The 2,219-nt window shown below is 55.6% G+C and carries 2 protein-coding genes; both read right to left on the minus strand.

Going from position 1 to position 2,219, the window contains the following annotated elements; translation table 11 throughout:
• The coding region (locus ABYT30_RS18630; protein WP_373098017.1) for a class I adenylate cyclase at positions 1-1,160 on the minus strand (1,160 nt) is incomplete at its 3' end.
• A 93-nt stretch (positions 1,161-1,253) separates the two neighbouring features.
• On the minus strand, positions 1,254-2,219 hold a 966-nt coding region (locus ABYT30_RS18635; protein ID WP_373098018.1), incomplete at its 5' end, for a hydantoinase/oxoprolinase family protein.

Here is a 2,219-nt window from a genome sequence, read left to right on the forward strand (position 1 = left end):
CTGCGGGTATCTAAATTCAGTAGCTGTTCTGGCGGCCACTGCCACTCGGCAATTAAGCGTTCTAATAATTTTCGCCGCCACGGGGCTGCACTGCCAGCGGTCTGCGATAGGCGAATCCCTACCTTAAAATAAAAGGCGCGACGAACCAGCTCGAGGCGATCAAACTCGCTGCGGGAACGTAAATAATCGGCCAAGCGTCGGTACACCATGATATAGGGGTCGAAGTCGTCGCTGCACACCTCGCCACGGTAAATCGCTTCTTTAAGGTCAATGCACAGCGGGACGACATTGGGGAAATCTCTGGCGTAGGCTTCGGTTAACAGGAGTTTTAACGCGGCTTTATAGGGTGAGCTAATGGCTTTGTAGAGCTGCCACACGCCGGCACCGATAAATTCACCGGCGGGAATATCGGAAACCCCACCAAAATCAATTGACTCGTCGGGGCCAACAAAGCCCTGGGCGTGCAATAAGGCGGTGTACTCCTGGTAATTGACCTCTTCGCTGGGGGGCACTAGCCACCACAGGGGGTAGCGGCCAGCGACGAGTAAGGCACTTCGGTAAAATTCGTCGAGTAGTAAGTAGTGTTGACTGGTGCCGGCCGCTTCGGCGCTAATTCGGTCGCGCTGACCGCGGCGAAACTGCTCGCTGTCCATTAAGAAAAAATGGATATCTAAACCTAAGCTGCGTGCCCAGTCGGAAATAGCGGCGGCCTTATTGTACAAACGCTGGAGGCCGAGCTCGTCGATATCGCTGTGATGGCAGAGCCAGACATCAAGGTCTGAGTCTTCGGCTTGGGCCACGGTGCCACAAGAACCCATCAAAAAAACGCTGTGTATAAGCGGCGGTGCTTGCTCCTCTTGGCGGTATTGCACGCTGCGGGCAATATTGCTGCGCACTCGCTCTAGGGTTAATTGGTCCGGGGTATAACCGTCGATACCACAGGGCGTGTTGGTGCTTTTATAACCGGGGAGAATAGGGTGATTGATGTGAATTAACAGGGGCAGTAAATCGAGAAATATTTGCTGGCGCGGCAACAGCGCAGTGCGGGTGCGCAGCAGCCGCTCTTGATTCAGTTTGGCAAACCGATCGCGTACCTCTTTTAGACCGGCGTGACTAATGCCGCGGTCAAATAGAGGGTGGCTGATCGATTTTTCCGTCATACGGGGCCTGTTTCACGCTTATAGAACAAGTATGCCTACTGTAGCCGTATTCGCTGGCCGCTGTCATGTTTGGGCTAGGGCATCAGCGGCGCGCTATCTTCGGTAATGAATTATCAAGTGACCTTGGGTATCGACGTTCGCCTGCCAGCCCTCGGCCAGCCACGTTGTGGCGACGGATTCACTTATAAGTGCCGGTCCCAATATTGATTGCCCGCTGGCGAGCTCGTCACGTAAATAGCGGGGCGCCTCCAGGAATTTGTCGTCGATAAATACGGGGCATTGGTCTACCGCGGGACCGTCATCTCGAGCCGATAAGCTCGGCAGTGGCGGAATCGATGTCGCGGCGCGCAGGGCTTGGCGAATATTAATTAACTGCACTGGCAAGGCAAGGCGGTGGCCATAGCGCTGCTCGTGGGCCGCGTGAAAGGCCTCATTGAGGTCTGCGAGGGACTCCTGCCATGGCAAGCTCAAGGTATAGGACTGGCCGCTATAGCAGAGGTCGACACTGGGGTGCTCAGTGATGTCTGCGTCTTCAACACCTTCAATTCTTAACTCAGTACGTCCAGTGCGCGCTAGGTTTTGCAGTTGCTGTAAAACCTCATCGGTGTGTACGGACGCAAGTTGGGTATTAAGGGTGCGGGATAATTGCCGTTCCTTGGGGGCTAGCAGCATTCCCAGTGCAGAAAATACCCCGCCGTAATTGGGCACAATGATCTCTGTGCAGCCTAAAGCCTCGGCTAAAGCGCAGACGTGTAAACCTCCAGCGCCGCCAAAGCAGCAGAGGCTGAACTCGGCGGGGTCGTAGCCGCGCTGTACTGAGATTACCCGCAACGCTCGGATCATATGTTCATTGGCTATGGCGATAATACCCGCGGCGGCTTGCTCAATGCTCAGTCCCAACTGCTCGGCAAGCGTTGCCACTGCGCTGCGGGCGGCTTCAATATTGAGCGGCATTGAACCGCCGAGCTTGGCGCTGGCAGGCAGGCGGCCAAGTACCACATTGGCGTCAGTTACCGTGGCTTTGCGGCCGCCTTTGTTGTAGCAAGCTGGGCCCGGATC

It is taken from the genome of Zhongshania sp. (assembly GCF_041623545.1).
GTDB lineage: Bacteria > Pseudomonadota > Gammaproteobacteria > Pseudomonadales > Spongiibacteraceae > Spongiibacter.